The sequence below is a fragment of the Asticcacaulis sp. P4_H10 genome (assembly GCF_056400965.1).
Map to the genome: position 1 here is coordinate 153317 of NZ_JBFUKH010000002.1, position 25500 is coordinate 178816.

At 61.0% G+C, this 25500-nt stretch carries 28 protein-coding genes; 8 read left to right on the forward strand and 20 right to left on the reverse strand.

The window, feature by feature from the left end; all coding sequences use genetic code 11:
• Positions 1-34 precede the first annotated feature (34 nt).
• Positions 35-835, forward strand: coding sequence for an exodeoxyribonuclease III (xth, locus tag AC1DON_RS04760; RefSeq protein ID WP_476933603.1), 801 nt, complete (start codon positions 35-37; stop codon positions 833-835).
• The gene (locus tag AC1DON_RS04765; protein WP_476933604.1) at positions 836-1252 is read left to right on the forward strand and encodes a hypothetical protein; all 417 of its coding nucleotides are present in this window, start codon (positions 836-838) and stop codon (positions 1250-1252) included.
• 62 nt (positions 1253-1314) lie between these two features.
• Here AC1DON_RS04765 and AC1DON_RS04770 read toward each other — a convergent pair whose 3' ends face one another.
• Both AC1DON_RS04770 and AC1DON_RS04775 read right to left on the reverse strand, forming a co-directional pair.
• Positions 1315-1722 (reverse strand): endonuclease domain-containing protein, encoded by a 408-nt coding sequence (locus tag AC1DON_RS04770; protein WP_476933605.1) that lies wholly within the window; start codon positions 1720-1722, stop codon positions 1315-1317.
• A 115-nt stretch (positions 1723-1837) separates the two neighbouring features.
• Complete coding sequence (locus tag AC1DON_RS04775; RefSeq protein WP_476933606.1) at positions 1838-2524, reverse strand: response regulator transcription factor; 687 nt, start codon at positions 2522-2524, stop codon at positions 1838-1840.
• A 23-nt stretch (positions 2525-2547) separates the two neighbouring features.
• Here AC1DON_RS04775 and AC1DON_RS04780 point away from each other — a divergent pair, with 23 nt between their 5' ends.
• The gene (locus AC1DON_RS04780) at positions 2548-3084 is read left to right on the forward strand and encodes a L,D-transpeptidase family protein (protein ID WP_476933927.1); all 537 of its coding nucleotides are present in this window, start codon (positions 2548-2550) and stop codon (positions 3082-3084) included.
• Positions 3085-3126: 42 nt separating this feature from the next.
• Here AC1DON_RS04780 and AC1DON_RS04785 read toward each other — a convergent pair whose 3' ends face one another.
• The gene (locus AC1DON_RS04785; protein ID WP_476933607.1) at positions 3127-3789 is read right to left on the reverse strand and encodes a YggS family pyridoxal phosphate-dependent enzyme; all 663 of its coding nucleotides are present in this window, start codon (positions 3787-3789) and stop codon (positions 3127-3129) included.
• On the opposite strand from AC1DON_RS04785, the gene AC1DON_RS04790 reads away from it, so the two are divergent.
• Positions 3783-4427, forward strand: a complete 645-nt coding sequence (locus tag AC1DON_RS04790) for a thiamine phosphate synthase (protein WP_476933608.1) — start codon at positions 3783-3785, stop codon at positions 4425-4427. The two genes, AC1DON_RS04785 and AC1DON_RS04790, sit on opposite strands and share 7 nt — an antisense overlap.
• Before the next feature lie 47 nt (positions 4428-4474).
• Here AC1DON_RS04790 and AC1DON_RS04795 read toward each other — a convergent pair whose 3' ends face one another.
• Positions 4475-4909 carry an NtrZ family periplasmic regulatory protein gene (locus AC1DON_RS04795; RefSeq protein WP_476933609.1) on the reverse strand — a complete coding sequence of 145 codons (435 nt, stop codon included), beginning with the start codon at positions 4907-4909 and terminating at the stop codon, positions 4475-4477.
• 570 nt (positions 4910-5479) lie between these two features.
• Here AC1DON_RS04795 and AC1DON_RS04800 point away from each other — a divergent pair.
• Positions 5480-5980 carry a DUF3576 domain-containing protein gene (locus AC1DON_RS04800; protein WP_476933610.1) on the forward strand — a complete coding sequence of 167 codons (501 nt, stop codon included), beginning with the start codon at positions 5480-5482 and terminating at the stop codon, positions 5978-5980.
• A gap of 107 nt (positions 5981-6087) precedes the next feature.
• Here the strand turns inward: AC1DON_RS04800 and AC1DON_RS04805 are convergent, their stop codons facing one another.
• The gene (locus tag AC1DON_RS04805; RefSeq protein ID WP_476933611.1) at positions 6088-8577 is read right to left on the reverse strand and encodes a DNA translocase FtsK; all 2490 of its coding nucleotides are present in this window, start codon (positions 8575-8577) and stop codon (positions 6088-6090) included.
• A 152-nt stretch (positions 8578-8729) separates the two neighbouring features.
• Between AC1DON_RS04805 and AC1DON_RS04810 the strand changes: the two genes are divergently transcribed.
• On the forward strand, positions 8730-9974 hold the full coding sequence (locus AC1DON_RS04810) for a UbiH/UbiF/VisC/COQ6 family ubiquinone biosynthesis hydroxylase (protein WP_476933612.1): 1245 nt from the start codon (positions 8730-8732) through the stop codon (positions 9972-9974).
• Here AC1DON_RS04810 and AC1DON_RS04815 read toward each other — a convergent pair.
• From AC1DON_RS04815 to AC1DON_RS04825, 3 genes are all read right to left on the reverse strand, one after another.
• A complete protein-coding gene (locus AC1DON_RS04815; RefSeq protein WP_476933613.1) occupies positions 9971-10198 on the reverse strand; it encodes a Trm112 family protein in 228 nt (75 codons plus the stop codon). The two genes, AC1DON_RS04810 and AC1DON_RS04815, sit on opposite strands and share 4 nt — an antisense overlap.
• A gap of 8 nt (positions 10199-10206) precedes the next feature.
• Positions 10207-11082, reverse strand: coding sequence for a thioredoxin (gene trxA / locus AC1DON_RS04820; protein ID WP_476933614.1), 876 nt, complete (start codon positions 11080-11082; stop codon positions 10207-10209).
• A 62-nt stretch (positions 11083-11144) separates the two neighbouring features.
• The gene (locus tag AC1DON_RS04825; RefSeq protein ID WP_476933615.1) at positions 11145-11654 is read right to left on the reverse strand and encodes a prolyl-tRNA synthetase associated domain-containing protein; all 510 of its coding nucleotides are present in this window, start codon (positions 11652-11654) and stop codon (positions 11145-11147) included.
• Positions 11655-11733: 79 nt separating this feature from the next.
• Here AC1DON_RS04825 and AC1DON_RS04830 point away from each other — a divergent pair, with 79 nt between their 5' ends.
• Positions 11734-12498 carry a DUF6065 family protein gene (locus tag AC1DON_RS04830; RefSeq protein WP_476933616.1) on the forward strand — a complete coding sequence of 255 codons (765 nt, stop codon included), beginning with the start codon at positions 11734-11736 and terminating at the stop codon, positions 12496-12498.
• A gap of 108 nt (positions 12499-12606) precedes the next feature.
• Here AC1DON_RS04830 and AC1DON_RS04835 read toward each other — a convergent pair whose 3' ends face one another.
• The 12 genes from AC1DON_RS04835 to htpX all read right to left on the reverse strand — a co-directional run bounded on the left by AC1DON_RS04835 (position 12607) and on the right by htpX (position 25201).
• On the reverse strand, positions 12607-13164 hold the full coding sequence (locus AC1DON_RS04835) for a CC0125/CC1285 family lipoprotein (RefSeq protein ID WP_476933617.1): 558 nt from the start codon (positions 13162-13164) through the stop codon (positions 12607-12609).
• 128 nt (positions 13165-13292) lie between these two features.
• A complete protein-coding gene (locus AC1DON_RS04840; protein ID WP_476933618.1) occupies positions 13293-14066 on the reverse strand; it encodes a metallophosphoesterase family protein in 774 nt (257 codons plus the stop codon).
• Complete coding sequence (locus AC1DON_RS04845; RefSeq protein ID WP_476933619.1) at positions 14063-14887, reverse strand: phosphatase PAP2 family protein; 825 nt, start codon at positions 14885-14887, stop codon at positions 14063-14065. Before AC1DON_RS04845 ends, AC1DON_RS04840 begins: the two co-directional genes overlap by 4 nt.
• Positions 14884-15786: a diacylglycerol/lipid kinase family protein gene (locus AC1DON_RS04850; RefSeq protein ID WP_476933620.1), complete on the reverse strand. Its 903-nt coding sequence runs from the start codon at positions 15784-15786 to the stop codon at positions 14884-14886. Before AC1DON_RS04850 ends, AC1DON_RS04845 begins: the two co-directional genes overlap by 4 nt.
• A gap of 186 nt (positions 15787-15972) precedes the next feature.
• Positions 15973-17205 carry an argininosuccinate synthase gene (locus AC1DON_RS04855; RefSeq protein ID WP_476933621.1) on the reverse strand — a complete coding sequence of 411 codons (1233 nt, stop codon included), beginning with the start codon at positions 17203-17205 and terminating at the stop codon, positions 15973-15975.
• 161 nt (positions 17206-17366) lie between these two features.
• Positions 17367-18980: a bifunctional phosphoribosylaminoimidazolecarboxamide formyltransferase/IMP cyclohydrolase gene (purH, locus tag AC1DON_RS04860; RefSeq protein WP_476933622.1), complete on the reverse strand. Its 1614-nt coding sequence runs from the start codon at positions 18978-18980 to the stop codon at positions 17367-17369.
• Between the two features lie 151 nt (positions 18981-19131).
• Positions 19132-19536 (reverse strand): glycine zipper 2TM domain-containing protein, encoded by a 405-nt coding sequence (locus AC1DON_RS04865; protein WP_476933623.1) that lies wholly within the window; start codon positions 19534-19536, stop codon positions 19132-19134.
• A gap of 199 nt (positions 19537-19735) precedes the next feature.
• Positions 19736-20110, reverse strand: coding sequence for a glycine zipper 2TM domain-containing protein (locus AC1DON_RS04870; protein WP_476933624.1), 375 nt, complete (start codon positions 20108-20110; stop codon positions 19736-19738).
• 167 nt (positions 20111-20277) lie between these two features.
• The gene (locus AC1DON_RS04875) at positions 20278-22002 is read right to left on the reverse strand and encodes a heparinase II/III family protein (protein WP_476933625.1); all 1725 of its coding nucleotides are present in this window, start codon (positions 22000-22002) and stop codon (positions 20278-20280) included.
• A 69-nt stretch (positions 22003-22071) separates the two neighbouring features.
• Positions 22072-22737 carry a ribulose-phosphate 3-epimerase gene (gene rpe / locus AC1DON_RS04880; protein ID WP_476933626.1) on the reverse strand — a complete coding sequence of 222 codons (666 nt, stop codon included), beginning with the start codon at positions 22735-22737 and terminating at the stop codon, positions 22072-22074.
• 74 nt (positions 22738-22811) lie between these two features.
• On the reverse strand, positions 22812-24215 hold the full coding sequence (locus AC1DON_RS04885) for an RsmB/NOP family class I SAM-dependent RNA methyltransferase (protein WP_476933627.1): 1404 nt from the start codon (positions 24213-24215) through the stop codon (positions 22812-22814).
• Between the two features lie 74 nt (positions 24216-24289).
• A complete protein-coding gene (gene htpX, locus AC1DON_RS04890; RefSeq protein ID WP_476933628.1) occupies positions 24290-25201 on the reverse strand; it encodes a zinc metalloprotease HtpX in 912 nt (303 codons plus the stop codon).
• A gap of 82 nt (positions 25202-25283) precedes the next feature.
• Here htpX and AC1DON_RS04895 point away from each other — a divergent pair, with 82 nt between their 5' ends.
• Positions 25284-25499 carry a DUF1674 domain-containing protein gene (locus AC1DON_RS04895; RefSeq protein WP_476933629.1) on the forward strand — a complete coding sequence of 72 codons (216 nt, stop codon included), beginning with the start codon at positions 25284-25286 and terminating at the stop codon, positions 25497-25499.
• Position 25500 lies beyond the last annotated feature (1 nt).

The following is a 25500-nucleotide window of genomic DNA, read 5'->3' on the forward strand; positions in this document are numbered from 1 at the left end:
GCCTGGACACTGACGCCCTCTTTTTCCGGACACCATGCGCTTTTCTCTCGTTACCTGGAATATCAACTCCGTGCGCCTGCGTATGGAGCAGGTCGCCAAATTCCTGTCACTCGCCTCTCCCGACATGATCTGCCTGCAGGAAATCAAGTGCCAGGAGTCCGAGTTCCCCTATGAGGCGTTTGTAGAGGCCGGATATCCCCACATACATGTGACGGGTCAAAAGGGCTGGCACGGCGTCGCCCTTGCGTCAAAAGTGCCGTTCGAGCCGATCGGCTCACCGCCCTTCTGCCGGCGTGGCGAGGCGCGCGCCCAGGCGGTGCGCGTCCATGGCGTCGAGATTTGGAACTTCTACATCCCGGCCGGCGGCGATGTGCCCGACCGCCTGAGCAATGACAAGTTCGACCATAAGCTCGAATTCTACGAACGCATGAGCGAGCATCTGTTCAAACGTGCCAAGGACTATCCGCTGCTGATCTGTGGTGATCTGAACATCGCGCCGGGTGAATTTGACGTCTGGAGCCACCGCCAGATGCTGCGCGTCGTCAGTCACACGCCGGCGGAGATCGAGGCCTTTGGGGCCTTCATGGATGCCGGCCAGCTGCACGATCCTTTCCGTGTCGCCTATCCTGATCCACAGAAGATCTTCACTTGGTGGAGCTATCGCGCCGCCGATTTCCGCAAGAGCAATCGGGGCCTGCGGCTTGACCACATCCTGCTTAATCCAGGCCTGATGGAAAAGATCACCGGCCCGATCGCGGCGAAGATCCACGATACGATCCGTGAATGGGAAAGGCCGTCCGACCATGCGCCGATCCAGGTAACCTTCGAGATTTAGATGTCTGACTTGATTGAAAACAGGCTGCCGGCCGAAATCCTGGCCAAGGCCGACCTCCGCCATAACGAATACGCCTGGCGGGTTGACGATTTGCCGGCGGTCATCGCGGCGGCAAAGGCGCTCAACCTGCTCAACCTCGGTGGCCAGTTGCAGCTGCGGACGGCTGAAGCGATCGGGGAGGTCTACTGGGTTGCCGTCGATCCATGTCAGAATGTGCCCGAAGACCTGCCTTGGGACGTGCGCGTCCGCATGGCCGCGGATTTCTCCCTGCGTGATCTGGCGGAGATTCAGGCCGAGTTCGACTTCCTGCAGGAACTGCGCGATGCCTTTCCGGAGCCGGTTGCAGACCTTTTGGCCAACGGCGGCAAGCTGGAAGAGGCCCTGTGGTTTGCTTGGTATGTCGACGCAGAATCATAGAGCAATCGACTTTGCGCTGATCTAACCTGGCTTTGAAATCTAACAGCTAATTCCTTCCTCGTTCACGGGGAAGGTGGCGTCGCCGGAGGCGATGACGGAAGGGGGACGTCCAATTCCGCCATCCGCGCAAGTGTTACTTCGATCACACCTGTAATTGTCTCATCGGGAAACATCAATAAGTCGCGCGCGATTACGCGATGCGTGGCTATGCCTAGCTCGGCAAGATGCGCATCTCTGGCTGCGTCTTTTGCCTGTTGCTCATCGTGAGTGTGCGTCTCGCCATCGACTTCGATCGCAAGTTTGGCTTTGACACAATAGAAGTCGAGAATATACGGCCCGATAGCATCTTGGCGGCGAAAGACAGGTCCAGCCGCGTGCTGACTTTTCAAGCCACCCCACAGCCAGACTTCAGGCTTTGTCATCGCTTTGCGGAAACGACGAGCGATTGTGATCTTGGCGTCCTTCCGCATGTCCCCCTTCCGTCAGCTTCGCTTTGCTCGCTGCCACCTTCCCCGTAAACGGGGAAGGAACAACCGATTATCCTAAATAATAAAAAGCCGGAGCGTTTAAACTCCGGCTTTTGTCTTAGAACTGCAACCTGTACCCACCGGCATCCGTCATCAGCAGACGGGCATTGGCGGGATCGGGTTCGATCTTCTGGCGCAGGCGATAGACGTGGGTTTCCAGCGTATGGGTCGTCACGCCGGCATTATAACCCCACACCTCGGTCAGCAGCTCCTCGCGCGTGATCGGCTTGCCGCCGGCACGATAGAGGTATTTGAGGATATTGGTTTCCTTTTCGGTCAGGCGCGTCTTCTTTTGCGTCTGATCGACCAGCACCTTGAGCGCCGGCTTGAATTCATAAGGCCCGATGCGGAAGGTGGCGTCTTCCGACGTTTCATGGCTGCGGACCTGGGCGCGGATGCGCGCCAGCAGCACGGCAAAGCGGAACGGCTTGGTGACGTAGTCATTGGCGCCGGCATCGAGGCCGAGAATAGTGTCCGAATCCGAGGTCTGGCCCGTTAGCATAATGACCGGCGTCGTCAGGCCGCCCTTGCGCAACAGGCGGCAGGCTTCGCGCCCGTCCATATCCGGCAGGTCGACGTCCAGCAGGATAAGGTCCGCATTTATGGTCTTGCCGAGGCGAAGGCCTTCGGCGCCATTGGACGCCTGAACGACCTTGAATTCTTCGTGAAGTTCCAGCTGTTCGGCCAGAGCTTCGCGCAGTTCATCATCATCATCGACGACAAGAAGGGTTTTTTGTTGCACCATGATCCTGTATCTTTGGGTTTCTTATAGTTGTTAGCCGCAAATCACCCCGAATGGTCAAGAAATTTACCGCATATAGCGACGGACGGCTAGGTCTAAACCTACATAGTGTGCAGGCAGCCCTTGGAAAAGGGGGCGTAACCCCTGCCGCGGACAAAAGGGAAGGCGACGGCAAGTCGCCTGTGGGTGAATGGCCGATCCGCTACGTCTTCTACCGGCCGGATCGCATCGCGCCGCCGCAGACCGCGCTGAAGGTGGTTGCCCTGTCGCCGGATGACGGCTGGAGCGACGATCCTCAGAGCCCGGACTATAACCGCCACATCAAGCTGCCGTCCGAATTCGGTCATGAGAAGCTGTGGCGGGACGATCATGTCTACGACCTTATTGTCGTTTTAGGGCACAATGATGACCCGCCCATAGCCGGTATGGGGTCGGCTATCTTCATGCACCTGGCCCGGGATAATTATGCAGGGACGGAAGGCTGTGTGGCGTTGGCGAGTAACGATTTGCTGGAGTTGCTGAGAGAGGCAGAACCAGGAAGTACAGTCGAGATCAAGGCATAGGGCCTCCGGCGGCCAAGGTCCGAAGGACCTTGGAACCAGAACTCACCGAGTCCCGAAAATGGCAGAGCCGACGCGGACCTCAGTCGAGCCGAAGGCGATGGCCGGTTCGAAATCGTCGCTCATGCCCATGCTGAGATTGGCAATCCCATTGCGATCGGCGATCTTTTTCAGCAGGGCGAAGTAGGGGCCGCGTGGACCGTCGACCGGCGGAATGCACATCAGACCAGATATCGTCAGGCCGTAACCACGGGCAGTTGCGATGAAAGCGTCAGCCTCCATAGGCAAAACGCCGGCCTTCTGGTCTTCCTCGCCGATATTGACCTGGATCAGCAGTTCCGGTGAGCGGCCTTGCTTCTGGATTTCATCAGCAATGGCGCGGGCGATCTTGTCGCGATCGATGGTCTCGATGACGTCGAAGAAGTCCACCGCGTCGCTCGCCTTGTTGCTTTGCAACGGCCCGATCAGCCGCAGTTCGAGGCCCGGCCATTTATCGCGCTGACCCTCCCAGCGTTCCATGGCCTCCTGAACCCGGTTCTCGCCGAACCGGCGCTGACCGGCCGCCAATACCGGCAAAATCCGTTCCCACGGCTGGGTCTTGGACACGGCGGTCAGGATGGCGCTATCGGACGCGCGTCCTGAGGCCTTTAAAGCCGCATCCATTCGGTCTATAATCCGCTGATAGTCTTCGGTATCCGGCGATGACATATGCAACCCGCTTCCAGTATCTGCTCGACAAGGCGACCGTCATAGCGCACGCGCGGACGGCTTTGAACCCTGGCGGCCCGCCATTGCCGGTACTTTTCTTCGTCACCGACCCGGCGCGCATTACGCACCCCGAAGATATCGCCGAACATCTGCCTGCCGGCTGTGGCATCATCTACCGCCATTTTGGCGAAGGCCACGCCCTTCAACGCGCACGGCTACTCAGCCGGATCGCCACCGAGCGCCATCTGACCCTGCTTATCGGCGATGACGCGGACCTGGCCTTCGAAGTCGGGGCCCATGGCGTCCACTTGCCCGAACGCAGTCTCGACAAGGCGCCGGGGCTGGCTGCGGAATTTCCGGACTTCATCCTCACTGCCGCCTGTCACAGCGTGGAGGCCCTGCACCGGCCGGAAATCGATGCGCTGGATGCGGTTTTTGCCTCACCAATTTTCGCCAGCCGCAGCGCATCGGCCGCGGAAGCCACCGCCCTGGGCGTCAAAGGCATTCGCACCTTCGTCGATGCCTCGCCCGTGCCGGTCTACGGCCTGGGCGGGATCAGCTGTGACACGATACCGCAATTGCGCGACAGCGGCCTTTGGGGCGTCGCGGCGGTCGATGCATTCAGTTTGAAAGATTAGAACTTGCCAGTGCTCAGAGTCTACGGGTTCTTAAAACTTACCAGCTCTTAAAACTTGAACGTCGTTTCCAGACGGACGCGCGGCTGCGTCTTGGCGTTTTGACTGCGGCCGGTTGCTTCGGGCTTGAAGGCCTCGGTCTTTTCACCGAAACCGACGGTGCCGCCGACACGCAAAGACGGGGTCAACTTGTAGAAGGCGCCAGCGTCAACGTCATTGAAACCCGACGGACGGCTTTCGGCCTGGTTGACATCGAACTTCAGGCCCCACTTACCCTTGAGGTCGAACTGGAAGATGTTGGACTTCTGCTCGGGCTTGGAAAGGGTGGTCGTCTGTTCGCTGATGTAGCTGTCGCTGACCGTGATAGGCGCCAGACCGGCGATTTCCGTTTGCTTTGACGGCTTACCTTGCGCCAGCGCACCTTGGCTCATTCCGGCGGAGACCAGAAGGGCTAGTGTCACAGCGAAGGCGGCAACGGGTTTCATGGGTCTTACTCGAACTGCGTCTGTTGAACGGCATTACGGTAAGCTGTTGTCGTGGAAAAACGTTCGCCCCGAAAGATATCCTGCGATACCCCCCAAAGTGAAACAGCCCATCCCGAAACTAGCTGTCCATCATGTCAGAACTACACACTGTTATTGGCACTTATATGTCAAAAACCGATTAAGCCCAATTCGCTGACAGGGTCAATTTCTGTCAGCAGCGAAAACCCCTTTGGAGCAGATTCCCCGAACAGATGTGTTTTATTGGTCACGGATTCAGTGCCAAACGGCGTTAACGAAGGTAAACAAGCTGATAATTCAACAAGATGGGCAAAACTATGTCACGGCTGAAACTGAGCGTCTCAAAGGCCATAAGTTTGCGGTCTGTTGGACTTAAATTTGCCGGACTGTTGGGTTTGATGTAAACGAACTCTTGTCACACCCCCTTGCGCGCATGCTATAGAGGAGGTTGTATCAAGAGGCGACAAACCGGCGATAACCACCAGGTGGCCTATGGGGGCCTTTGCAAGAGCTTGCGGACCCAATCGCAACAACATGCGGAGTGAATTTTCGATGACGACTAAGCTTAGCCCGGCCCTGGTTCTGGGTGCACTGGCCGCCTGCCTTACCCTGAACGCCTGTGCCGGCAAGCCCGCCGCGTCGCCAACGGCTACGGCGCCTGTCGAAGACAGCAAGTTCCTGGGTCTGTTCGGCGGCAAGAAGTCGACCGCGCCGTCCTACAATGAGCAGGCCGGTATTGGCGTGAACGCCTATCTGTGGCGCGCCTCGCTCGACACCATTTCCTTCATGCCGCTGAACTCGGCCGACCCGTGGGGCGGCGTGATCATCTCGGACTGGTATGCCAACCCGCAAAAGCCCGATGAGCGTTTCAAGGCGACCATCTACATTCTTGACGCCCGCCTGCGCGCCGACGCGCTGAACGTCTCGGTCTACAAGCAGGTCCAGACCGGCGGCCAGTGGGTTGATGCGCCGGTGGCCCAGCAAACCCAGCTTGATATTGAAAACGCCATCCTGACCCGCGCGCGCGAGCTGCGCCTGTCGAACACGAAATAAGCGTTTTTACAGCCAAACAAAAAAGCCGCCGGATCATCTCCGGCGGCTTTTTCTTTGCGTGCGTTTCCGCTGTCGCGAATCCGGGCCCAGAGTCGTTACGACCCTGGCTAGATAGGCGGTGGGCCGACCAGGATATCGCGCTTGCCGACATGGTTGGCGGGGCCGACCACGCCTTCCTGTTCCATCTTCTCCATCAGCGAAGCGGCGCGGTTGTAGCCGATCTGCAGCTTGCGCTGGATGTAGGAGGTTGAGGCCTTGCGGTCGAAGGTGACAAAGTAGACGGCCTTGTCATAGAGGTCGTCGCCCGAACCCCCGCCTTCGCCCATGCCGCCGCCTTCGCCGGAACCGGCCTCTTCGTCGCCGCCATAGGTGACGTCATCGAGATAGTTCGGCTGGCCCTGGTCGCGCAGGAACTGGGCCACGGCTTCGACTTCGCCGTCGGAAACGAACGGGCCGTGCAGGCGGGTAATGCGGCCGCCGCCGGCCATGTAGAGCATGTCGCCCTGGCCCAGCAGTTGCTCGGCGCCTTGTTCCCCCAGGATGGTGCGGCTGTCGATCTTGGAGGTGACCTGGAACGAGATCCGGGTTGGGAAGTTCGCCTTGATGGTGCCGGTGATGACGTCGACCGACGGACGCTGCGTGGCCATGATCAGGTGGATGCCGGCGGCGCGGGCCATCTGGGCCAGGCGCTGGACGGCGCCTTCGATGTCCTTGCCGGCGACCATCATCAGGTCGGCGACTTCGTCCACCACGACGACCAGGTACGGCATGGGCTCGGGCACCATTTCATCGTACTCGTAGACGGGCTGACCCGTCTCATCGAAGCCGGTCTGGACCTTGCGGATGAAGTTCTTGCCCTCGGCAGCGGTAGCGCGGGCGCGTTCGTTGAACGAGGCGATGTTGCGGACGCCGATCTTGGACATGCGGCGATAGCGGTCTTCCATCTCCTTGACGGTCCACTTCAGCGCCACGACGGCCTTTTTCGGGTCGGTGACGACCGGGGCCAGCAGGTGCGGAATGCCGTCATAGACGCTGAGTTCCAGCATCTTGGGGTCGATCATGATGAACTTGCACTGTTCCGGATCGAGGCGGTACAGGATCGACAGGATCATGGCGTTGACGCCGACCGACTTACCCGAACCGGTGGTGCCGGCGATCAGCAGGTGTGGCATCTTGGCTAGGTCGGTGATGTAGGGCTCGCCGCCGATCGTTTCCCCAAGAGCCATCGGCAGGATGTGAGTCGAGCGCTCATACTCGCTGGAGGCCAGCAGGTCGCGGAAGAAGACGGTTTCGCGCGTCTGGTTCGGCAGTTCGATACCGATGGCGTTGCGGCCCTGGACGACGGAGACGCGGCACGAGCGGGCGGACATGTTTCGGGCGATGTCGTCGGCCAGGGCGACGACGCGCGCGCCCTTGACGCCGGCGGCTGGCGCCAGTTCGTAGAGGGTGACGACCGGGCCGGGCCGGATCTGGTCGATAACGCCGCGGACGCCGAATTCGGCCAGGACGCTTTCAAGCATACGCGCGTTCTGGCGCAAGCTGTCTTCGTCATAGGCCTGACTGCGCGCCTTGGGCTTGGCCAGGATCGTCAGGTCGGGCAGCTTGAAATTGCTGGGGCGCAGGAAGTCGAATTCCGGCTGCTTGGCGGCGGGGGCTGACGGAGCCTTGGTCTGAGTGACTGGCGGTTGGATCGGTACCATGCCGTCGTCGCCAAAATCGCCGTCGTCGTCGTCAAACATGGTTTCGGGCTGCGGCGCCGGACGGGTTGGTGCGACGGTCGGCTGGATGCGCGGCGCGACTTTTGCGGCTGGCAGTTCGGCGACGGTTTCAAAACCATCGTCGTCTTCGTCGGCAAGCGCCGGCTGAGCCTTGGTCTTCTTGACTTTCGGGGTCTGGACCGCCTTGGCCTTGGCGTTGACATTGGCGCGGAAGCCCGCGGCCAGGCCGCCGGCGACACCACCGAGACCGGTGGCCCTCAGACCGCCGCCCAGAAACTGGCCCAGGCGGAGATAGGACTGGATCTTCAGGTTGAGCGTCTGGTTGAAGCCATAGAGGGCCAGTACGGCGAACAGGCCGCTGGCAATGATCTCGCCGGCCGGCAGGCGCATGAAGCCGAATACCGAGGCCAGCAGATTGTTCAGGCCGCCGCCCCAGAAACCGCCGAGACTTTGCGCGACGATCGGGTCCTTCGAGGTCAAAACCGGACCGAAGGCGGCGCTGAGCGCCAGCAGGAAGAGGATGCCGAACAGGGCATGGCGGCGGATGGCGCCGCGCGTCTGGTCCGGATCGTGGTGAAAGGTACGCAAGGTGCCGAAATAGACCATCAGGACCGCGCCCGGCCACGCGGCCAGGCCGATTGACTGCCATGATAGGTCGGAGACGATTGCGCCAAAGCGGCCAAGTGCATTGCGCACGGGTGTGTGGCTTATGGCGTTCAGGCTGGAATCGTCCGGATGATAGGTGGACAGCGCGACCAGTGTCGTCAGCCCGCCGAGCGCGACAAAGGCGCCGCGCATCCGGGCCATCAGGGGCGATTGCCAGACGGCGCGCATCCGGCTTTCAAAAATATTCCAAAGGTCAAGAGTCAGGCTGGACATGACGATCCGGGCAAGCGTGGGAACTGCCGTCCAAGTGCCATGCAAAGGGTTAATACCTGTTTACCCTATGGGTTTTTGCGACCGAATTTTTACGCAACCCGTGGACACAAAGCCGCATTGCGCTTTGTCGGCCCGGCTCTATGATATCGGCTATGGAAAACCTTGATGTCATCATAGTTGGCGGCGGCATGGCGGGCATGACGCTGGCCCTGGCGCTGAAGTCGGGCGGGCTCGACGTCGCGCTGATCGAGCGCCAGCCCTTTACCGAACAGCTGGATACGGGGTTTGACGGCCGCGCTTCGGCGATCGCCTATGCCTGTTTCCGGCAATGGAAGGTGCTGGGCGTCGGCGATGCGCTCGAAGCCTCGGCCTGCCGTATGGACGAGATCATGGTGACCGATGGCCACCTGCCCGGTCCCGCCAGCCGCAAACCCCTGCCCTTTTTCCTGAACTTCAAGGCCGAAGAGATTTCCGACCGCACCGGCGACGAGCCGCTGGGTTATATGGTTGAGAACCGGCTGGTGCGGCAGACGCTCTATGACGCCATCCGCGAGCGCCATATCAACCTGATCGTCCCGGCCAGCGTCACCGAAATGACCGAGACCGGCGGCTTTGCCGAGGTGACTTTGAACACCGGCCAAACCTTGCGCGCCAGCCTGGTCGTCTCCGCAGAGGGCCGTAACAGCAATCTGCGCGACAAGGCTGGCATCAAACACATCAACTGGGACTACGACCAGAGCGCCGTGGTTGCGACGGTGAAGATGGAACGGCCGCACAACCACGTCGCCTATGAGCACTTCCTGCCGTCAGGCCCGTTCGCCATCCTGCCCTTGACGGAAAACCGCGCCTGCATCGTCTGGTCTGAAACGCATGCGAAGGCCAGGGCATTGATGGACGTGCGCGAAAGCCTGTTCCACGATCACCTGATGACGCGGTTCGGTGATTTCCTTGGCAAGGTTGAGCTGGTCGGGCCGAAGTTCATCTATCCGCTGGGCCTCGGACTGGCCGAAGAGATGTACAAGGGTCGCTTGGCACTGCTGGGCGACGCGGCGCACGGCATTCACCCGATAGCGGGGCAGGGCCTCAATCTCGGTCTGAAGGATGTGGCGGCGCTTGCCGAAGTTCTGGTTGATGCGGCGCGGCTGGGTGAGGATATTGGCTCCGGACTGGTGTTGGAACGCTACGCCAAATGGCGGCGCTTCGACAATGTCTCGACCTCCGTGGTCATGGACGGGTTTGTCCGCCTGTTTTCCAACGGCAATCCGATTTTGAGGACTGTACGCGACGTCGGCATGGGCATTTTCAACCGCATTCCCGCCTTGCGTCAGTTCGTCATGGAAGACGCAGGCGCAGCCACCGGCGATCTCCCTAAGCTACTGCGTGGGCAAGAGATTTAGGCTTTGACGGGATCAAACTTGCGGGCCTGATCGACAAGCATGATCGGCACGCCCGATCGGATCGGGAAGGCCAGGCCTACCGTTGGGCTAACCAGTTCCTGTGCTGTCCGGTCATAGCTGAGCGGCCGGCGCGTGACCGGGCAGACCAGCGCTTCGAGAAGGCGCGGATCGATTTCGAAGTCGGACTTGGTGTCGGCAGGCAGGATGGGCTCGATATCGGACATGGGGATTCTCAGCTGAACAGCATGGAAGACAGGCGGCGGCGGCCGGCGCGGACCAGTTCGGAGCCATTGCCGACGGCCGAGAAAATCTTGAACAGGTAGGCGCGGGCGGCCTGGTCGTTCCATTCGGGGTCGTATTTGACGACTTCCAGCAGGCTGTCGATGGCGCCCTTCATATCGCCCTGGGCAGCGAGCGCCCGGCCGAGATCATACAGGGCGTCGAAATCGCGGTCGTTCTGCGCGACGCGCGCACGCAGGCCCGCGACATCGGTCGGGGCGTCTTCGGCCAGTTCCAGCGCGGCCTTGAGACCCAGAATTTCGGCGTCAGTGGTGTGTGGCGGTGCCATATCGAGGAAGGCCTTGGCCTGTTCGGCCTGACCGACCTTGAGGTACAGTTTCGCTACGCCGGCGATAGCTTTCAGGTTCTTGTCGTCCTGCTCGAGGATGAAGGTATAGGCCTCGAGCGCGCTGGCTATATCGCCGTCGTCGGCCGATTGCTGCGCCAGGGCCAGGGTTTCCTCGATCGTGGGCGTACCATCACCGCCGACCCCCAGCTTTTCGATAAAGCTGCGCAGTTCGGTTTCCGACTTGGCGCCCATGAAGCCATCAACCGGACGGCCACCGACAAAGGCGTAGACGGTCGGAATGGACTGGACGCGCAGCTGACCGGCGACGCCGGGGTTCTTGTCGACGTCGATCTTGACCAGCTTGACCTTGCCCTTGGCTTCGGAGACGACCTTTTCGATCGCCGGGCCCAGCTGGCGGCACGGCCCACACCACGTCGCCCAAAAATCGACGATGACCGGCGTGGTCATCGATGCCTCGATGACGTCCGCCATGAAGCTCTGATCGGTGCCGTCGATGATGTTCGGGTCTGTGGAAGCCATTTTGCGTACCTGTAATTACCTGAATTTTGGCTTAGCTTAAGTGGGTAAGCGGTGCAATCCGTTCAAGGGACCGTGTCGAAGTCGACCACTACCAATTCGCGCCCAAGCGAGGCCAGAAACGCCCTGAAATCCGACTGGGTAAGCGCGGTGGTCGCCGTATTGGTCAGCGGGTGGAAGTTGACGATCGCTGCGTCAGCCAACGTCTTGTCGAGAAGGAACCTGACTTTCTTTTCCGGGTCGTTGATCAGGGCCAAAGCGGTCACCGATCCCGGGGTAACGCCAAGCGCGGCATAAAGCCGCTCCGGCGAGCCGAACGACAGGCGGCCAGAACCGATAAGTTTCGGCAACGCTTTCAGATTGATCTGCGCCTTCTGCTCGGCCGAGATCAGCCACAGCTGGCCCTTGTCGTCCTTGAGGAACAGGTTCTTGGTGTGCGCACCAGGAAGTTGGTCCTTGATGCCTTCACCTTCACCGACGCGAAAGACGGCTTCGTGGTGCAGGGTGCTTGTTTTCAGGCCCAAATCGTCTAAGGCTTTGAGCAGTTTTTCAGGCGTGTAAAGCGGTTCAGTCATAAGACCGCAAACTGGCCGCAATTATCCGCCAGATCAAGCGTTTGTCCCGCCTTTGAGCGGAAATCGGAGCAGGTTGAAGATGGAACTTGAGTGCTTTGTCATGACCCCCTATCCGCCGGAAATGGTTCCGGGGCGGCCGGATCGCGACTGGATGGACGATTTCATGCAGCGCTTCCCGTATCGCTGCCTGCCACTGGTCATGGCCAACACCACGGGCTGGGAAATCCTGTGTCCGACCGACATCACCATCGTGTGGAACGGTGGCATCCTCAAGAACGACCTGCAGATCACCTGCGATGCCGATCCTGCCTATAATCTGGAACATATCGTCCAGTCACACTTTACCCACGGCGTGGTGACTTTTCACACCGGTTATATGTTCCGCACGCCGCCCGGCTATTCGGTCATGGCGTCGGGCCCGCCGAACGTGGTCAAGGACGGCATCGCACCCTTGTCGGGGCTGGTTGAAACCGACTGGCTGCCCTTCCCCTTCACCATGAACTGGCGCATGACAAGGCCTGGCATGGTCAGCTTCAAGAAGGGCGAACCCTTCTGTTTCGTCCAGGTGGTGCAGAACAAGTCGCAGGACGAGATCCAGCCGGTCATCAAGCAGCTGGAGAGCGATCCTGATCTGAAGAAGCAGTTCGAAGCCTGGGCCGAGACGCGCCAGGCCTTCAATGACAGCCTGATGGCACGTAATCCGGATGCCATGAAGGAAGCGTGGCAGAAATTCTATTTCAAGGGCGAGCGCCCGGACGCCAAGGGCGAGGTCGTCAGCGACGGCCACGTCAATCGCCGCCGGCTAAAAACGCCCAAGATCATCCGGGCCAGGCCGGCCCGGTAAAAGCGCTTCCCAAAAGTGTGACGCGGTTTTTAGATAGAAAGCGCGACAAGATAAAAAACCGGCGGGGCCAAAGGCTCCGCCGGTTTTTTATTTCAATAATATGGTAGCTTACTGCCCAGGCTGCGGGCGAACGATCTTGCCTTCGAGATTGGCAACGACCGAACGCGCGTCGTAGGCATTGCCCTGGCCTTCCGGCTTGGAGCCCTTATGCATCAGGACTTCCGCGTTCGCTTCGTAACGCGTGAATTGATAGGTTTCGCGGTCCCAGTCGCTCAGGCCGCCGAAAGCGCCCCAACGGCCCCAGCGTCCGCCACGATAGAAACGCCACGACATGTTGCCATAGAGAGGATCGCTATCCCAGGTCGTAACCGTGCGTGTCTTTTGATCGGTGTCGCGATTGACGATTTCGAACCAGTCATAGCCTTCGGACAGGGTCAGTTCGGCGGCGCGGAACAGCATGTAGTTCTCGACGGTTTCGCGCGACGTCAGGTCATTGCCTGAAAAGGTGAGGCGATAGCGGCCAGCTTCGATACGGGTATCGGTATAGCCCGGGCGATACTTGGATGTGGATGTACCGGTTGCGGGTTGATAAGGCGTCGGCGTGGCGCAGGCCGACAGCAGGCTGAGCGCGGTAACGGCGACAGCAGCAATGAGAACTTTCTTCATTATGGGCACTCCCCCGCGAAACGCGACCTGTATAGCTATTGAAAGCTATTATGGACCAATAGTTAAAGCCGTCAATGCGGCGAAATATGGACTTTTCCACAACAGCCAAAATATAACAGCGATTGTTGTCACGCCTTGGTGTGCGTTTCGGCCGAAAAGGTTCTGAACACCTTGTCGCACAGCTCCATGCGGTCGATACGGACGCTCTTGTCTTTGAAAGTCAGCATATTGAAGCCGTTGGGCTGACGGCGGATACGCGCCGACATGGCCGTCGATGCGTTGAGAAACAGCGTCGTATGGCCGTTGACCACGCGGTTTTCGATATAGGCATGATGCTGGTGGCCGGCCAGGACCAGGTCTACCTTGTGTTCCGCCAGCACGCCCAGCATGCAATGCGCATTGAACAGCGAGACATCGAGCGGGAAGTCGCGCGAATTCATCACCGGGTGATGCATGACGAAGATGCGCCACGGCGCCTTTGCGGCTTTGAAGGATCGGCTGACCTCACGGCACTGGCGCTGGCTGATCATGCCGTTGGCCCAGTTCCAGTGCGGCAGGATACGGCGGGCGGTATTGATGCCTTTGACGTGGACCATGTCGAGGGCCATTTCGGGTTCCAGGTCTTCGCCGAGATATTCCTTGTACCGTTTCCATGGCGTCAGGAAGCGCGTCAGGTCCATGCCGGGCAGGTCGTGATTGCCGGGAATGACGAAGACGGGCGCCGTCAGGCCGTGCAGCCAGTCGCGGGCGCCGCGGAATTCTTCGACCGTGGCAGACTGGGTGATGTCGCCGCTGGCGATGACCAGATCGACGCCGGCCTCTTCGATGGTCCGTGCCAGTTCGTCGCGCACCCAGTCGATCTCGCAGCCGAAATGCAGGTCGGAGATATGGGCGATCTTCATGCACGGCCTCCAGGGTTCATGGGCGCGACTTCGCCGCCGGGTGTCCGGACGCGGTATTTCACCACGTCGTGGCCGTGATTGGCTACGATATTCATTCCGCCGGCGATGATGAGCGTGCTCACTGCCGCAATCATCAGACCCCTGACGTTCAGCGGTTCGGCCTGGCGATACATGTAGAACAGGCTCAGAAGCGCCAGCCACATGGCGCCGAAGACAAAGCCGCCCAGAACATCGGATGCCCAGTGCGCGCCGAGGTACAGCCGAGAAAATCCGATGAGGACGATCAGGATTGCCGCTACGACAGCGACCGGGATGCGCTGGCCCGGACGGCATTCGCGGATAATGATCATCGCCAGGCAGCCGTAAAGCACGGCATTGACGGTGCTGTGTCCGCTGGGGAAGGACCAGTTGCTGGCGCCCTGTAGATAGAGTTCGACCGGGCGCGGGCGTGCCAGCGCGGCCTTGATGGCGGTATTGATCACTGAAGCACCGGTGATCGCCGTCAGCCAGTAGATCAGGGTTCGCCAGGCACCCCGCCAGACCAACCAGAAGGCAACGATGGCCGTGACCATTATGACGACGCCCGTGTCCCCCAGTTCGGTGATGGCAATCAGGACGGCGTCGAGGCCCGGCGACCTCAGACGCTGCATCCCTTCATAGACAAAGATGTCCAATGGGATCAGCGGGTCCTCGATCATGTCCTCCAGCAACTCGACGAACACGAAGGCGCTGGCCGCCAGGACAAGGCCAAGCAGGGCAAGGATCCGCCAATCGGGCGTAAAGGCACGGGGTTCCGGCTTGCTGTCTTCCACCGAGCTCATGCCGTCTCCGGAACCAGCAGGTTGATGGATTTGGGCCTCAGCGTAAACTCAAGCGGGGTCGGAAGCTTGACCACTTCGCCATCGATCGAGACCAATTCCTTCTTGCGCTTGGTCCACACAGTTATCTTGCGGCCCGTTATTTCCTTGACGTCGGGATCACGCAGCCAATGGCCGAGCAACAGCTTGGTCAGAAAGCGCAGATGCTCGGTGCGCGTCTTGGTCGTGGCAACGTATGCGGCCAGTTCGCCGCCGGTCAGTGAGACGCGTTTGAAGTTGTTCTCGGTAAACTCGGTGTCGGCGAAACGGTTATTCGAGATGACGACGGCAGGTGATTTAAACTTGTGCATCTTGCCGTCGATATCCATGACGACCTTCTGGCTCTTGTTGCGGTCCAGGTTTTCGAGAACGAACATGAACATGCGCGGGATCAGCAGCATGGCGCCCTGTTCGCGGGTCTTTTCGCGATAGACGGATGCCTGGGGCATGGTGCCGATCGAGGCACAGCACAGGAATATCTCGCCGTTGACATAGCCGGCATCGACGGCCTTGGCCTCAGCGCCTTGTGTGTAGGCGTCGAGCGCGCCTTGAAGCGAGGTAAAGCCGAGATCGGCCGCCAGCAGGTTCATGGTTCCGAACGGCAGGATGCCGAAGGCGTTCTTCCTGCCGGCCATATATTTGGCGGTTTCCCGGATGGTGCCGTCGCCGCCGCCGACGATCAGCGGCTCATCGTCTTCGGCCAGACGTTCCAGATTGGCGTGCATGTCTTCGGGTTCCGACATACACAGCTCGGCTACGGGAATGCCGCTGGCCGTGATAGCGGCTTCGACAGCGGCAACACCCATGTTGAGAACGGTGCCGGATTTGACGTTGATGAGGATGTTGAAATTTTGTGCGCCCATGGCTCATTGCGTGCCGGTTGCGCTGCAAGGATTCAATGTGGTGCGGGCGGGGTAAAACTTAAGGGGCGTGGGGTCCGCGACCCCACAAACCTTGTGATACCTAAAGAAAATAGCCTGGCTTTAAGGGCCAGGCTTTTTCTTTAGGTTTTAAAAGACTTGGGGGCGCAGGCCCCACACCCCATTGTTTTAACCGCGCTGGTCGCGCTTCGCCGCCACGCGCAGGCGCAGGGCGTTCAGCTTGATGAAGCCGGCGGCGTCGCGGTGGTCGTAGGCGACCTTGCCTTCTTCGAACGTCACCAGATCCTGGTCGTACAGCGAGTACGGGCTGGTGCGGCCGGTGATCGTGACATTGCCCTTGTAGAGCTTTACCGTCACCTGGCCCGTGACCTTGTCCTGCGAATAGTCGATCGCCGCCTGCAGCATCTGGCGCTCCGGCGAGAACCAGAAGCCGTTATAGACCAGCGATGCGTACTTCGGCATCAGCTCGTCCTTCAGGTGCATGGCGCCGCGATCGAGCGTGATCGACTCGATGCCGCGGTGGGCGCTGAGCAGGATGGTGCCGCCCGGGGTCTCGTACACACCGCGCGACTTCATACCGACGAAGCGGTTTTCGACGAGGTCGAGACGGCCGACGCCATTGTCGTGGCCCAGCTCGTTCAGCTTGGTCAGCAGTTCCGCCGGCGACAGGGCCTGGCCATTGATGGCCACCGGATCGCCGCGTTCGAAATCGATAGTGAAGACGGTCGGCGTGTCCGGCGCGGCTTCGGGCGAAATGGTACGCTGATAGACAAATTCGGGGGCTTCGACGGCCGGATCTTCAAGAACCTTGCCTTCGGACGACGAGTGCAGCAGGTTGGCATCGACGCTGAACGGCGCATCACCGCGTTTGTCCTTGGCGATCTGGATCTGGTGCTTTTCAGCGAAATCGAGCAGGGCTTCGCGGCTCTTGAAGTCCCATTCGCGCCACGGGGCGATGACGGTGATGTCGGGCTCGAGGCCATAATAGCCGAGTTCAAAACGGACCTGGTCGTTGCCCTTGCCGGTCGCGCCGTGGCTGACGGCGTCGGCACCGACCTTGCGGGCGATGTCGATCTGGCGCTTGGCGATCAGCGGACGGGCAATCGAGGTGCCGAGCAGGTACTGGCCTTCGTAGACCGTGTTGGCGCGGAACATCGGGAAGACGTAGTCGCGGACGAACTCTTCGCGGACGTCTTCGATGAAGATGTTTTCCGCCTTGACGCCGGCGGCCAGCGCCTTGGCGCGTGCCGGTTCGATCTCGCCGCCCTGGCCCAGATCGGCCGTAAAGGTTACGACCTCGGCATTATATTCGGTCTGCAGCCACTTCAGGATGATCGAGGTGTCGAGACCGCCCGAATAGGCGAGGACGACTTTCTTGACGGACTTCTTATCGGCGGACATGGCGGGACCTTAACGTGAAAATTCACGCGCGCTTTAAGGGCTAAGCCCCGCCAAGGCAAGCAAGGATTTCATGCTTCTTTGAAACTACTGGGTGCAGGGTCACTTTGTGCGCTACCGCTTCGCTGCTTGAGCGCAGTACGGACCCTGCCCGCCAGAGGCCCTTAGTGCCTGAAAACCCGCACGCCGGTAAACACCATGGCCAGACCGGCTGCGTCCGCCGCATCGATCACGGCCTGATCGTTCATCGACCCACCCGGCTGGATAATCGCCGTGGCACCGGCAGCCGCCGCTTCCAACAAACCATCCGGGAAGGGGAAGAAGGCTTCCGACGCACAGGCCGAACCCTGCGCCAGCGAGTCCGTCAGGCCCAGGCCCTCGGCGGCTTCCTGGGCGCGCAGGCGGGCAATGCGGGCGCTGTCGCGGCGGTTCATCTGGCCGGCGCCGATGCCCGAAGTGCGGCCATCCTTGGCGTAGACGATGGCGTTCGACTTGACGTGCTTGGCGACGGTGAAGGCGAACAGCATGTCCTGGATTTCGGTCGGGGTCGGCTGGCGCTTGGTGACGACCTTGAGGTCAGACGCCTTGATGCGGGCGGTGTCGCGCGACTGGACCAGCATGCCGCCGGCCACCGAGCGGAAGACCTGGCCGCCGGCCAGCGGGTCGGGCAGGGCGCCTGTGGTCAGCAGGCGCAGGTTTTTCTTGGCGGCAAAGACGGCGATGGCGTCTTCATCGACTTCGGGGGCGACGACGACCTCGGTGAAGATTTCGACGATCTTTTCGGCGGTGGCGCGGTCGAGACGACGGTTGAGCGCGACAATGCCACCGAAGGCCGAGACCGGATCGCATTCCAGGGCGCGCTTGTAGGCGCTGATCAGGTCGTCACCGACGGCCACGCCGCACGGATTGGCGTGCTTGACGATGACGCAGGCGGCGTGTTCGGCCGGATCGAATTCGGCGACGAGTTCCAGCGCCGCATCGGTATCGGCGACATTGTTGTAGCTCAGTTCCTTGCCTTGCAGCTGCTTGGCGGTGGCGACGCCCGGGCGGTTTTCGCCGGTCTTGTAGAAGGCGGCCGACTGGTGCGGGTTTTCACCGTAGCGCATGGTCTGGAGGCGCGCGCCACCGACGGTCTTGCGCTCGGCATAGTCGTCGCCCAGCTGGCCAGCGAACCAGGTCGAGACCGAGGAGTCGTAAGCGGCAGTGCGGGCAAAGGCACGGGCGGCCAGGGACTTGCGCAGAGCCAGGTCGGTCGTGCCTTTGTCGGCGATGGCGGCCAGGACTTGGTCCATGCCGGTTTTGTCGACGCAGATGGCGACATAGGGGTGGTTCTTGGCCGACGAGCGGATCATGGCCGGGCCGCCGATGTCGATATTTTCGATGGCGGCTTCGAAACCGCCGCCCGAAGCCACGGTCGATTCAAACGGATAGAGGTCGATCCAGACGATGTCGATCGGCTGGATGTCGTGGTCGGTGAGCGCCTTGGCGTGTTCCGGCGCATCGCGATAGGCCAGGAGCGCGCCGTGGACCTTGGGGTGCAGCGTCTTGACGCGGCCGTCCATCATTTCCGGGAAGCCGGTGACGTCCGACACGTCCTTGACCGCAATGCCGGCCTTTTCGATGGCTGCCTTGGTGCCACCGGTCGACAGCAGCTCGACACCGGCATCGGCCAGGGCCTTTGCGGCGTCGATCAGGCCGGTCTTGTCGGACAGCGAGATGAGGGCGCGTACGGGCTTTACGAGATCAGGGGCGGGCGGAAAATCGGGAGCGGCGGGCATGGAGGTTTATCCGTGTGGGGAGGGATTAATGCCGGGCGTTTACACGACGCCTTGTGCTTTGCCTACCCCTCGCCCAAACAGCAAAGAAAAACCTCGCCCCCCCGGGAGGTGGGGCGAGGTTCTTCATGACCGGCGGTAAGGCGTGCGCTCCTTACCAGCGGCGATCGTCGTAGCGATCATTGCGATCGTTGTAGCCGTAGTCGCGGTATTGCTTGTAGCCGCGGCGCTCGTAACGGGCTTCTTCCTGGTAGGTTTCAACCTTCTTGCAGGTCGACTTGCCTTGGTCCTTGCCGATCTTGGAGCCGATGACGTAGCCGGCACCCGCGCCAACAACCGCGCCCAGGCCCTTTTCGTTCTTCGAAACTTGCGAACCCAGCAGGCCACCGGCGATGGCGCCGATGATCGCGCCCTTGTTCTTGGCGTCCTGCTTGGTGACCGCACAGGCTTCCGTCTTGGTGTAAGGACGGGCAGAAGCCATGGTCGGAGCGATGGCGGAACCCAGGATCAGGCCGGTGGTGACAACAGCGGCCATAGTGGTTTTGATAATCTTGGTCATAATCTTGGTCCTTCGTGTCTGCCTTGGGGTTGTTCCCTCTCGGCTTGATGAGGACCAATATAAGGGGCCGAACCTGAACGGGATTTGAGCGTCACGTTCATCCTCGTTCAGACTGCACTTTTTTCGAAAAAAGATTCCTGACACGAAAAAGGCCATCCGGAGATGGCCTTTTTGCTTGTAATTTCAAATGGTTGAAATTTTAGCCGTAAACGTAACGGTAGACGGTCTTGACCTTGCGGCCCTTGGAATCGCGCGACCAGACGACTTCTTCACGGTGGGCATTGCCACGGGTACAAGCCTTCTTGCCGCTGTCGTGGCCCATCTTCGAGCCAACGGCACCGCCGACGACGGCGCCTCCCAGCGCGCCGAGGCCGCGTTCATTCTTGGAAATCTGGCTGCCGATGACGGCGCCAGTCACAGCGCCAATGACGGTGCCTGTCTTTTCGCGCTTCTTCTGCTCATACTTGCAGACATAGCGGGTATAGGCCTCCGCAGTCGTGGGGATCGCAAGCGAACCCGCAACAAGGCTGCCGGCGACGGCAGCGGCGACAGTGCCATTGAGAAATCTGGACATGGTTCTTTTCCTCTCATCAGGAACGCAACGCGACATAGCCGGGAAGCCCGTAACGGTTTTCGACCAAATGCAGCGAAAAAACTAAAGCCAGGCCACGATGACGATCATATTTGACGTAATTATGGTCTAGCGCCCCGGCTGTAAAATTTCAGTGAGATATCAAGCCCTCATGCCTCAGCGGGCGATAACTTCCAGCGCACGCGCGTCGGCGCGTCAAGTCGGCCCACGCCCTTCAGCGACACCAGCAGGGTCTTGCGCAGTACATCGTGTTCGAACACGTGGCTGTCCTCGATCGTCACGTCCTTGGCGTCGTGGCGCAGCCACCAGCCACGCCCCCCCGGCCCGCGCAGCAGCACGCTTTTCTTGTCGCGCGCGATCGAAGCCTGGACTTCCGGGTGCAGCAGGAAATGGATGGCAAAGGGCGCGGCCATCGGCACGTCCTGCTTGGCATCCAGCGGCGTCAGGCGGTCTTCCCCGCGCAATTCGTCGCGTTGGGCGTCTATGTAGAGGCGGCGCTCGTGCCTGAGGCCAAACCTGGCCTTCCAGCCGTCGTGCTCCATCTCGAGCAGGCTGCCGGCGTCCTCGGCCTCGACGCGGCGCGAGCGGATCTTGTAGCGTGGTCCCTGCAGGCCGAAGTTCAGCAGTTCGCCGAAGCGGCCAGTGATCGGCGTCAAAATGCCGGTATCGGCCAGGCTCAGCGTATTGCCCGCCGGCACGATACGGAAGCCCTGGCGATCGCTTTGCTTGGGCGACCAGCCGGGCAGGACCATCAGCTTGTCGCGGCCGCCCGACACTTCGAACGCCATGGGATGGTCGCAGGCGGCATAGCCGTAATCATCCGCACGCGGCTCACCCGCATCAGCGATAACCACCAGGCTGCGGCCAGTCAGGCGATGGAAGCGGCCGTCATCAAGCTGTACAGGCGTTTCTGTCGCAGCCGGGCGGACATCGTTACGCACCAGGGCGGGCAGGACTTCGTCGGGCTGCAGCGATTCCGCGCCCTGGAAGGCGCACAGGCTGCCATCGGGGTGCGACAGGGCGCGGACGAAACGGCTCAATTGATCGACATGGGTGTCGAGCGTCTCGGGCGTCGCCAAACCACGCTGGTTCATGGCGTCTTCGATCAGGAGCAGATCGTAGAGCAGGTTCAGGCCTTGCTGCGGGCTGCGCGACACATGACTGCCGTCATTGAGCACCAGCCGCTTCAGTGCCTTGGGCAGCAGCTTCAGGCCTTGCTTCAGGAAGCCATAACCGGCCTTGCCCGACAGGACGCAGCCGAGGATGATCAGGGCGACGGCCTTGTCACCCTGCCACGCCGGATTGTTGCTGAGCCGCGACAGGTGCCGGCCCTGTTCGCTCAGGCACTGGGCGATATCACCTGTATGCTGCGGCGAGACCTGAACCAACCGCTTGGCGAAGATGGCGAGATTGATCATCCGCCGGGGCAGGATTTCTTCGCTCCACGAAAACGGCGTCCAGCGGCAGAAGGTCTTGTGCCATAGCGAAAACAGCCGCCCGGCTTCCCTGGCGCCTTCGTCGCCCTGACTCATCAGGGCCGGCAGCCAGTTGAAGCGGTGCAGCTCGACGGCAAATGCGCGCGACGGCGATGGACGGTTCCACGGGTCACCACTGCCCTGGACGCTCATGCGGGCGCCAGCCAGGGTGAAACGCCCTGCCAGTATCGCCTTACCGAGCTGGGTATTGACCGGGCGGACGTCGTGGGGTGCCGTGATAAAGCCTTCGGGCAGGCCGCCTTTCAGCGTCAGCCGGTAACCCGGCATGCCGAACAGTTCCGCACCCGTCTGGTTCTTCACCCAGGCAAGGATGACCTGCGCCCAGGGCGTCTGGACGGCATTCAGTTCCGGAATCGCGGTCGACTCGTAAGCCTGCATGGCGCCGTTAGTCCCTTAGTGGTCGCATGCTTGACGCGAAAAACCGGTTCCCACTTTTTCGCAGCATGCTCAGAGACCTTTCAGGGCCTTGATGTTACCGGCATAGGCGGATTCGCCGCCCTTGAATACGGCCGTTCCGGCGACCAGGGCGGTCGCACCGGCCGATACGCAGGCCGCGGCATTATTGGCTGTGACGCCGCCATCGACCTGCAGCAGGGCAGGGCTGCTGGCGTCATCGAGCTTCCTTCGCACAGCGGAGATCTTGCGCAGTTGCGTCTCGATAAAGCTCTGGCCGCCAAAACCGGGATTGACGCTCATGATCAGCACCAGGTCGACATCGTCGATTACCCAGTCGAGGATCTCGACCGGCGTGGCCGGATTGAGCACGACGCCGGCCTTGGCACCCAGCTGACGGATATATTTCAGCGAGCGGTGCAGGTGCGGGCCGGCTTCAGGGTGCAGGCTGATATAGTCGGCGCCGGCATTGCGGAAGGCTTCGAGGAACGGATCGACCGGCGAGATCATCAAATGGACATCGAACGGCAGGTGGGTGTGCGGGCGCAAGGCCTTCACCACGTCCGGCCCGATGGTCAGGTTCGGCACGAAATGCCCATCCATGACGTCGATGTGGACAAAATCGGCGCCCGCCGTGGTGATCGCCTTCACCTCGTCGCCGAGGCGCGCGAAGTCGGACGCCAGGATCGAGGGGCAGATAAGAGGCTGGGATGCGGTCATTTCAGTCCGGCTACTGTCGTTTTGAGGGTCATCTTTAAGCGCGCTTGCGCCCTTGCCGTCAACCGTTTTGGCAATCACGAATTGCGTTTGAGACGGGCGATGAAAAAGCCGTCCTGACCGCCCGGGCGCTGATGCGGCAGCAGGCGCAGCCAGCCTTCCCTGGCGATCGACTCCGCCGGCAATCCGGCGGCCGCGACCGCGTCAACGCTTTCGATGGCGAAGGCCTTGTTGCGGCGCAGGAAGGCCAGAACCTGGGTTTCGCCCTCTTCGCGCTCCAGCGAACAGGTGCAGTAGATCAGTTCACCACCGGGCGCGACCTTGGCCGCGCCGGCATCGAGCAGGCGATGCTGGACATCAGCCAGCTTGGCGATGTCGGAAGGCCGCGTCGCCCACAGCACGTCGGGCTGGCGGCGATAGGTGCCGGTGGCGCTGCAAGGCGCATCCAGCAGGACAACGTCGAACTGGCGCGGATCATCGAAGCCTTCGGCGTCAGCCATGTGCAGTTCGGCGGTGTATTGCGTGCGCGTGAGGTTTTCCTCGACGCGCTTCAGGCGGTTCTTGGAGCGGTCGAGCGCGACGACGCTTGCGCCTTTGGCCAGCAATTGCATGGTCTTGCCGCCGGGCGCAGCGCACAGGTCGATCGCCGTCTTGCCGGTCAGGTCGCCGAGCAATGAGACCGGCGTGGCAGACGCTGCGTCCTGAACCCACCAGACACCATCTTCATAGCCGGCCCACTCGCGAATGTCGCCGCGCAGCCCGCTGCGGATGGAGAGGCCGCCGAGAGACTGACCTTCGAGCGCTTCCGACAGGCGGTCGCGGTCGGCGGTGGTTTTGAAGGTAACGTCGGTGGCGGGTTCCTCGGTGAGGACCAGCGCCATGGCTTCGGCATTGTCGTTGCCGAAATTTATCTTCCAGCGCTCGAACAACCAGTCGGGCACCAGGCGTCCCGGCGTGGGTGCCTTCAGGCCGCCCTCACGGATAACCGTGCGCAGGATGGCGTTGATCAGGCCCTTGAACGGGCGGGTGTGGCTCTCGCGCTCGGCCAGCTTGACGGTGGTCGAGACGGCGGCGAAGCCCGGCACGTTCATAAAGCCAATCTGGGTCAGGCCGATGCGCAGCAGGGCGCAGACGGCGTCCGATGGCGTTTTCTTGGTCATCTTTTCGATGACTTCGTTGAGCTGGCCCAGGCGGCGCAGGACCAGCATGGCCAGGGCACGGGCAAAGCTGCGCTCGGACTCGCTCAAGGAGGTGAAGGAGGTGCGGGTCACGGCCTCGTCAAAGCCGGAACGCTTGGTCAGCGCGGCGTCGATCAGCTCCATGGCGGCGATACGCGCGGGCATGCCGATATCGCCATCGTCATCGACGAACACCTTGGGTTCGGGCTTGAACTGCGGCTTGGGCTTTGGTGCCGGGCGCACCTTGGGCGGCTTGTAGCCTGAACGGGACGACGGTTTGCGGGTGCGGGGGGGCTGGGTCATAAGGTCGGTCTTTAAGGTGCTGGGCATTTCAAAAAAAGAACCTCCCCTTTTGCGAGGGGAGGTGAAGAAGGCGCCTACATATCTGTCGCGGGGACGGTCGTAAATCCCTTTTGCTGCGGACGACGACGCAGGTCGGTCGCCAGCTTCATCAGCGCCTCGACCCGGTTCTTGGTATTCGGATGGGTCGAGAACAGATTATCCATGTTACGCCCGTTCAGTGGATTGATGATGAACATGTGCGCAGAGGCCGGGTTGCGCTCGGCGCCGTGGTTATAGGTACCGCGCGCATAGGACTCGATCTTGTGCAGCGCGCGGGCCAAAGCTTCCGGATCGCCGGCGATCTCACCACCGACGCGGTCGGCTTCGTATTCGCGTGTTCGCGAGATCGCCATCTGCACCAACATGGCGGCGATCGGCGCCAGAATCATCAGGGCCAGCGAGGCAAAGATGTTGTTGTTGCCTTCCTCATCGTTATTCGACCCGCCAAAGAACATGGCAAAGTTGGCGATCGACGAGATGGCGCCAGCGACCGAGGCCGTGATGGTCATGACCAGGGTATCGCGGTTTTTAACGTGCGCCAGCTCGTGCGCCATCACGCCGCGGATTTCGCTGCGGTCGAGCATTTCCAGCAGGCCGGTGGTGGCACAGACGGCGGCATTCTGCGGATTACGGCCGGTAGCGAACGCGTTCGGCTGGTCGCTGTGCATGATGTAGACCTTGGGCATCGGCAACTGGGCGCGCTGGCTCAGTTCCTCGATGTCGCGATAATAGGTGCGCAGCAGGGGATGCGTGGTGTTCGGATCGACGGGCTCGGCGCGATACATGCGCAGCACCATCTTGTCCGAATTCCAGTAGGTGAACAGGTTCATCGCGATGCCGAGGCCGAGCGCGATGAGCATACCCGTGGGGCCGGCCAGGGCAAAGCCGATGGCACCGAACAATGCGGTCAGGCCAGCCAGCAAAATCCAGGTCTTCAACGGGTTCATAATGATATCGGTTCCTTGAGTTGTTGATGTTCAGGAACTAGATATGGGGAAATATCCCTATTTCACCAAGGGCCTTACAAAAATGTCATCTGAAGTTGAAAAGCCCGCCGACCTGAGCCAGGTCACGCAAAGGGTGCTGACGCCCGAGGCACAGCGCGCCCTGGCCGAAGCCGCCGAACGTCGCGCGCTGGCCGAGGCCGAAGCGCAAAAAATGGCCGAGGAAGATGGCGGCCCGAAGGGACCCGAGCCGACGCGCTATGGCGACTGGGAACGCAAGGGTATCGCGGTCGATTTCTGAC